The 7,213-nt window shown below is 67.1% G+C and carries 7 protein-coding genes and 2 pseudogenes; 2 read left to right on the top strand and 7 right to left on the bottom strand.

Annotated features, from left to right (window positions below; genetic code table 11):
* Positions 1 to 393 precede the first annotated feature (393 nt).
* From ACLP25_RS18230 to motA, 7 genes and pseudogenes are all read right to left on the bottom strand, one after another.
* Positions 394 to 771: a flagellar basal body protein gene (locus tag ACLP25_RS18230; RefSeq protein WP_442470587.1), complete on the bottom strand. Its 378-nt coding sequence runs from the start codon at positions 769 to 771 to the stop codon at positions 394 to 396.
* Positions 772 to 857: 86 nt separating this feature from the next.
* Complete coding sequence (locus tag ACLP25_RS18225; RefSeq protein ID WP_442470586.1) at positions 858 to 1,277, bottom strand: hypothetical protein; 420 nt, start codon at positions 1,275 to 1,277, stop codon at positions 858 to 860.
* 5 nt (positions 1,278 to 1,282) lie between these two features.
* On the bottom strand, positions 1,283 to 2,368 hold the full coding sequence (locus tag ACLP25_RS18220) for an EscU/YscU/HrcU family type III secretion system export apparatus switch protein (protein ID WP_442470585.1): 1,086 nt from the start codon (positions 2,366 to 2,368) through the stop codon (positions 1,283 to 1,285).
* 44 nt (positions 2,369 to 2,412) lie between these two features.
* A complete protein-coding gene (locus ACLP25_RS18215) occupies positions 2,413 to 3,426 on the bottom strand; it encodes a FliG C-terminal domain-containing protein (RefSeq protein ID WP_442470584.1) in 1,014 nt (337 codons plus the stop codon).
* 14 nt (positions 3,427 to 3,440) lie between these two features.
* Positions 3,441 to 3,794, bottom strand: a complete 354-nt coding sequence (fliN, locus tag ACLP25_RS18210) for a flagellar motor switch protein FliN (RefSeq protein WP_442470583.1) — start codon at positions 3,792 to 3,794, stop codon at positions 3,441 to 3,443.
* Between the two features lie 30 nt (positions 3,795 to 3,824).
* The gene (locus ACLP25_RS18205; protein WP_442470582.1) at positions 3,825 to 4,778 is read right to left on the bottom strand and encodes a FliM/FliN family flagellar motor switch protein; all 954 of its coding nucleotides are present in this window, start codon (positions 4,776 to 4,778) and stop codon (positions 3,825 to 3,827) included.
* Positions 4,775 to 5,661, bottom strand: a pseudogene (gene motA, locus ACLP25_RS18200) (flagellar motor stator protein MotA). Before motA ends, ACLP25_RS18205 begins: the two are co-directional and overlap by 4 nt.
* Before the next feature lie 153 nt (positions 5,662 to 5,814).
* Here motA and flgF point away from each other — a divergent pair.
* A complete protein-coding gene (flgF, locus tag ACLP25_RS18195; RefSeq protein ID WP_442470581.1) occupies positions 5,815 to 6,540 on the top strand; it encodes a flagellar basal-body rod protein FlgF in 726 nt (241 codons plus the stop codon).
* A pseudogene (fliI, locus tag ACLP25_RS18190) lies at positions 6,537 to 7,213 on the top strand (flagellum-specific ATP synthase FliI); the annotation flags it as partial. The gene flgF and the pseudogene fliI, both read left to right, overlap by 4 nt.

The raw sequence follows: 7,213 nt of genomic DNA, 5'->3' as shown, positions 1-7,213 counted from the left end.
GTGATGACATGGTTGCGACCATCCTTTTGCCCGCACGCGGGAAGCAGCGCGGCGAGCGCCACGAAAAACGGGAGGATGGTCGCGGCTCATTCTTTGGCTGGGCGCTGGGATGCTGGCCCGCGATGGGCGCTGATCCGCTGGCCTCCGCTGGCGATGAGACGCCCGCAACGCGCGACCGGGTCCACATTTGGGCCTCCGCGAGCGAAAAGTCAACTCGAAGCGCTTTGCTTCCCATGCGCTTCCCGGCGGCTGCTTTCGGGAAGCGCCTTTCCCTTTAACAAATTGATCTATATGTATTTCTATAGAGGCGCAGGCGCATAGCGCGCTACCGCGTCGACTGCGCCTGCAGCCCGGAAGCGGCGATTCGAAGAGAATCCTGGAGAGGATTGGCCGTCATTTCAGCGGCGCGAGCATGAGCTGGTGGAAGGCGCGGCGAATGCCCGAGCTCATCGAGAAGTCTCGGTTCACGTCGCCGACATTGATCATCTGTTGCTCGAGATTGACGGTGTTGCCGGACAACGACTGCTCCGCGGAATCCGCCTCGACTTCCTTGAGCTGATCGAGCAGCGACGTCGCCGGCGTCATGTGCGCGGCGCTGGTCGCGGCCATCGTGATCGGCGACGTGTTCAGCACCGCCGAGAAGGGCTGGACGTCGACGGCATGATATCCGGGGGTGCTGGCGTTCGCGACGTTGCTCGCAATGGCCGTTTGCCGCACGGACAACCATTGCGCCTTCTGCGCGGCGACCTGGAAGAGATAAATGTCCGACAAGGATCAGTTCTCGCTTGAGGCAATTGCCGATCCTCGTCGACCATCCTTGCACGGGGCTTTCCGCGGTCGGCCGGCGACTTGGGATTTCAGATCCTCGGCATGCGCGCGCTTTCAATTGCGGCGACCAGCCGTTCGATTTGCGTCTCCTCGTCGAGCTCCCGCTCGTCGAACAGCACGTCCGTGATCTCGATCCGCGCCCGCTTCTCCCCGATTGTCAACCGAAAGAATGCGGACACCTTCTCATGACGGAACTCCATGTCGAGCGACACGACCGGCGTCGCGTTCCAAGGGGCGCTGTAGCTTGCCGAAAGCGCGTAGCGCAGCGTTCCGCCCTTGAAAAAGAGCTCGGTCGAGGAATTGACGAGGTCGGCGAGATTGGCGGCCTCGTCGTTGCGGATCAGGTTGATCAGCTCGGCGACGTCCGTTAGACGCAGCTCGCTCGCGACATCGATGAGCGCGTCGGCCATGATGCGCTCCCGGTCGAGCCGGCGGAGCGAGCGTGGCATGACAGCTATGCCCTTCGTTGAGCCCATCCGGTTTTCCTCTGCTGGATCAGATGCACGATCTCAGCGACCGCGCGGTAGAACTCCGCCGGGATCGGCCGCTCGACCTCGACCGCCGCGTACAGCGACCGGGCGAGCGGCTGGTCCACGACAATGGGGATGTCATGCGCTTCGGCGATTGCGCGAATCTTGAGGGCGATGAGATCGACGCCCTTGGCGAGCACGATCGGCGCGCCGCCCTCGCTGCGAATATAGCGCATCGCGACGGAATAGTGGGTCGGATTGACCACCACCATGGTGGCGCGCGGCACGGCCGACAGCATCCGCTTGCGGGACCGTTCGAGCCGCAGCGACCGGAGGCGCGCCTTGACCAAACGGTCGCCCTCGGCCTGCTTGAGCTCCTCCTTCACCTCGTGCTTGCTCATTCGCTGATCGCGCCGCCACAGGATGCGCGACCAGACGAGGTCGGCGCTGGCGACGGCGAGCGTCGCGACCAGGACCGCGGCGATCGTCTTCACCGCGAGCGCGAGGATGCGCTCCGGCAAGGCACCCGGATCGTCGTTCATCGCGGTCAGGATGACGCCCTTCTGGCCGATAAACATCATCCCCGCGACAAAACCGACCGCCGAGACCTTGATCAGGCTCTTGGCGAATTCCACGAGGCCGTGCAGCCCGAACACCCGGCGCAGTCCGGCCCGCGGCGAGATGCGCGAAAAATCCGGCATGATTCGGTCGGGGACGATGCGCGGCGCGGCCTGGGCGACCGAGGCGACGACCCCCGCCAGCGCGAGCAGCGCAACGACCGGCCAGAGGAAGTCGACAGCCGCCGAGGCGAGGGGGCCAGCCAAGGCCAGAGCGTCCTCGCCGCGCGCGATCCGCCAGCCGGCCGGGTCGTCAAGGACTCCCACCAGACCGGCGAACAGCGAAGCGGCGCGGCCGGGGACGACGAAGGCGAGCGCAATGAGGGCCGCTGACAGCGAGGCGAACAGGGGCGCCTCGCGAGAGAACGCAGTCTGCCCCTTTTCGAGCGCGTCGTGCAGCCGCTTTTCGGTCGGCTCCTCTGTCTTGTCCTCGTGGTCGACGTCGGCGGCCATGGGACCCGATCCTCATCGTCTCGGCGCTATCGGGTGTGACGGCGCTAGGCCGCCTCGTCTTCGGGCGGACGGGCGAGTTCGATCTCGTTGCGCGCCGCCATGCCGAGAACGACTTCGGCGATGTTCTTGCGCGCTTTGGCGATGTCGCGCGCCGGCGCGGAGGCGCCGGAGGAGAGTTCACTTTCCACGAGTCTGCGTCCGCGCGACGGCATCGACGAGAGCACCGAATTGCAGAAGTCTACGTCCGTGCCCCGCAGCGCCATGACCACGATGTCGATCGAGACGCGGTCGAACAGCAGGGCGCGGGCGCGTTCGCTGAGCCTTGGCAGGTCGTTGAACGAGAACAGCATGGTCTTGAGGATCGCCGCGTCCTTGGGCCGGGTTTCGCCAATCGCCCGCATGACGTCCTCCGCCGCTTCGGGCTCGAGGTTGTTGATGATGCCGGCGATGCGCGTGCGGCCCTCGACAGCGTTCGAGGCGCTCGCCTTCAGCATGTCCTGCAAAGCGGGCTCCACGAGCCCGGCGGCGCGCGGGCTGATGAGGCTGGGCGCGATGAGACCGCATAGGGCTGCGTTCCGGCGAGCGCGCGGAAGCGCGCTGACGATCCGCGCCGCAAGCGCGGAATCGAGACGCGACAGGATATACGTCGCCGTCGCGGGGCGCTCGGCGATCAGGAGGCTGGCGATTGCGCTCTCCGGGACCTTGGCCAACGCCTTCCAGACGTCTTGCGGGTCGCCCTCGCCGAGCGCCGCGCCGATCAGGTCGTCCACCTCATTGGGCGGGAGCGTCTCCGCAAGCAGAGTCCGCGCCTGGCCGGCGTCACCGAGCAAATTGTTTCCCGCCGAGAAGTCGTCGGCGAATTCCTCCACGAGCCGGTCGAGCGTCGACGGCGCGACTGTGCCGAGACCGGCCGCCGCCCGAACGACGGCGCGGAGATCGGGTTGGTCGAAATGTCTGAGCAGCCGCCCGGCCGTCGGAGGTCCAAGCATCAGCAGCAGGGCCGCCGCCTTCTGGGGACCGGTGAGGACGCGCTCGCCGGCGATCACGGTCTCGGGCATGGCGGGTTCGGTCCTCACGCCGCCTGTTCGAGGCTTGCGCCAGCAACGATCTCGAGCAGCGACACGCCGAAGCGCTGGCTCGACTCGTCGACGACCACGATCTCGCCACGGGCCACGACCTTGCCGTTGACGACAATGTCGACGGGATCTCCGACTCGCTGGTCGAGCGAAATAACCGCGCCGCGGGCCAGTCTCATGAGGTTTGCCACCGGCAGCGAGGTCGAGCCCAGCACGACCTGAACGGTGACCGGGATCGAGAGGATGGCGTTGAGATTGGGGGCGGCGGGCGGCGGCGCGGGTGCGCCGGGCGCGAGGCGGTCCGTCTCGGGCGCGTTCGGCGGGTCTTGCGGGAGCGAAGTGTCGTCCATGGCGGGGCGCCTTTCGTGGGGCTTCAGCAACTAGAATCGGGCGGGCTCGTGAGGCGAGGCGATCGGCGCTTCGACCTCGAGACGATAGCGGCCGTCGCCCTGGCCCAGTCTGCACAGGAACATGCCCCGCCCGGCGCATTCGAGCCGGACGGAATCAAAGTCTCCGCTCTGCAGGGACAAGACGACGCCGACCCGGAGGTTCGCTACGTCGCCCAGGGTCATCGCAAGCTCTTCCAGAATCGCCGTCACCGGCAGGCGCGTCTGCTTGAGGCCGGTCTCCATCGAGTGCGACCAGCGGCGGTCGGCCGAGGGCGTCTCGTCGGTCCGCTCGCGCTCGAGCTCTTTGCGAAGCGGAAGCAGCAGCGACTGCGGCAGGAGCACGAGCCCCTCGCAGGTCCCGCCGAGCATCGGCAGGGAAAAACGCGCCGCCGCCGCCGGCATGTCCCGCCGCCCGAGGGCAAAGGCGTCCGTCAGCGTCACGATACGCTCCAAGGCGAGCGATATCGGCGCCGTCGGCGCAAATCCCGCCTCGATCGCGCAGCCGAGTCCCCGGGCGAATTCCTCGACGAGGGCCGTCTCGATCGACGTGCGCCCGTGCGGCGGCTCCTCCCCGGTCTCGGCTTCGCCAGCCGGCGCGAGGCTTTCGCCGAAGATCGAGGCCACGATCAGGTCGTCGATGCGTTCGTCGAGCGCGATCAGCATGCGCGCGTCGGTCTCGGCGCTCGCGTAGATCGCCGCGGTGAGCCCTGCGCAATCTTCGATCGCCTGGAAGAGCGTCGTCGCTTGGGCCGGCTCGACCGCGCCCCCGCCGGGCAAACGGCTGACGAGCGGCGCGAGGCTTTTTGGAGCTCCGGCGACGAAGCCTTCAAGCGCCGCGGCCAATCCGGGCATCCGCTCGACCGGCAGGGCCGAATGCTCGAGCATCGTCCCCTTGAGTCGGCGCGCGCCCGGATCGACGTCGACCGAGTCCTGGTCGTCAGTCATGCGGCCTCTTTGACCAGGTTGTCGCCGCCGGTGCCCCCGCCCGAAATCGTTTCGTTCTCGACGACGTCAATGGTCGGGCGCTCCTTTGATGGAATGGTCTTACGGCCGAACTCCACGGCAACCTGCGGCATGGCGCCGTTCATGAAGGCCAGCAGGCTCTGCTTGACCAGAGTGAACATGCGCAGCTGTTTCTGCCGCACCACCCGGATCTTCTGCGCAATCGGGCCGACCAGCGCGTAGGAGAGGAAGATGCCGCCGAAGGTGCCGACGAGTGCGGCGCCGATGAGACCGCCGAGCATCTCGGGCGACTGGTCGAGCGCGCTCATCGCGTGGATGATGCCAAGCACCGCCGCGACGATGCCGAGCGCAGGAAGGCCGTCGGCCGACGCCTGGAACGCTTCGGACGGATTGTAGCGATCGTGCGCAAGGGTCTCAATCTCCTCGTCCATGAGCGCCTCGATCTCATGGGTGCGGGCGTTGCCAATGATGATCAGGCGACCGTAGTCGCAGATGAAGGTCACCAGGTCCTTGTTTGCGAGCAGGTTGGGAAAGGCCTTGAAGATTTCCGATTCTTTCGGATTGTCGAAGTGCCCCCCCCGCTGCGAGATTTCGCCCTCAATTCCCGCATCAGCGCGTGCAGAACGCTCAGCACGTCGAGGTAGTCGCGAGGCTTGGGGACCCTGTCAAGGATCGCCTCCAGAAACGCCTTGCCGCAGTCCTTGATCGTCGAGGTCGTGTTGGCGACGATGAAGATGCCGAGCGCCGCACCGCCGATGATGACGAACTCGTAGGGCTGCATCAGCACTTCGAGATGTCCGCCGAGCGCCGCGTAGCCGCCGAGAACGCAGCCGATCGCGATGAGAAGGCCGATGGCGAAATTCAAGACGCGCTCCCGGGTGGCTGCAGATGTTTGCGGCGCGAGACTTACGCCAGGCTTTCGCAAGTCCTTCCGCGCTCGAGGTCAGCCCCGGACAAGTCCGGCGCAGGATCGTCGCCTCCGTCGGCTGGCCGCCGCGGCGCGAGCCTGGGACGCATCATGCAGAACGGACTTTATGTGGCGGTATCGGCTCAGGTGGCGCTCGAGCGTCGGATGGAGACGATCGCCGACAATATGGCCAACATGAATACGGTCGGCTACCGAGCGACCGGCGTCTCGTTCGCGGCGGAAATGGCCAAAGCTGGCGAGACGAACCTCGATTACGCGTCCTCGGGCTCCGACTATCTGTCGCGGCGGATTGGCGGGCTCACCAAGACCGACAATCCTCTCGACTTCGCCGTCCAGGGCGACGGCTGGTTTGGCATCCAGACGCCGAGAGGAACCGCCTACACCCGCGACGGCCGCGTTCGCATCGACGAGCAGGGGACGCTGAGAACGTTGAGCGGCGATCCGCTTCTCGACGCCGGCGGGGCGCCGATCCTTGTCGACAGCGCCGCGGGGCCGCTGACCGTGTCCGCGGACGGCATGATCAGCCAGAACGGCCGCCAGGTCGGCGCCATCGGGCTCTTCGCCATCGACGCGGACGCCAACCTGAAGCGGGCGGAGAATTCCGGCGTCGCGCCCGACAACCCGGCGCGGCCGATCCTCGATTTCACCCGCGACGGCGTGGTCCAGGGGGCGGTCGAAAGCTCCAACGTCGATCCGGTGCGCGAGATGACCCGGCTCATCGACGTGTCGCGCGCGTTCGACGGCGTGGCGGCCGAAGCGTCGCAGTCCGAGTCCTCGCTTCAGGACGCCATTAAGGCGCTCGGGTCATCGTCGTGACCGACGCGCCCGCCGAAGCCCCCGCCCTCGAGCGCCTCGAACGTCGGGTCGCCTGGGGCCTCAGAAACCTGCAGGCGGCGCGCGTCAGCGGAATGGTGACCGAGGTGTCGATGTCCCACTACCGGGTCGCCGGTCTGTCGCGATTTCTCAGGCTCGGCGAATGCGTCGGCGTCGACGTCGGCGGCCGGGTGCAGGTCGGCGAGGTGGTCAAGATCGAGGACGGCTCGGCGACGCTGAAGCCGTTCGACGCGCGCTGCGACGCCGCGATCGGCTCGCGGGCCTACCGCACCGAAAACCTGTCGCTCTCGCCCGACCCCTCATGGAAAGGCCGCGTGATCGACGCGCTTGGCCGTCCGCTCGACGGCGAAGGCGAACTCGCCTTCGGCGAACAACCGGCGCCGCTCGACGCCGATCCGCCGCCGGCGCTCCAGCGCGCGCGCGTTTCGACGCCGATCCGCACAGGCGTGCGGGTGGTCGATCTGTTCACGCCCCTGTGCCTCGGGCAGCGCATCGGCGTGTTCGCGGGCTCCGGCGTCGGCAAGTCGTCGCTGCTGGCGATGCTGGCCCGGGCGCCTCAATTCGACACCGTGGTGATTGCGCTCGTCGGCGAGCGCGGCCGGGAAGTGCGTGAATTCCTCGACGACACGCTCGGCGACGGCCGGACCTGCGCAGT

This window comes from Roseiarcus sp., assembly GCF_052145395.1.
In the GTDB taxonomy this organism is placed as follows: domain Bacteria; phylum Pseudomonadota; class Alphaproteobacteria; order Rhizobiales; family Beijerinckiaceae; genus Roseiarcus.
The sequence above is the reverse complement of the archived record's forward strand: the minus strand, read 5'-3'. Positions and strand labels throughout refer to the sequence as shown.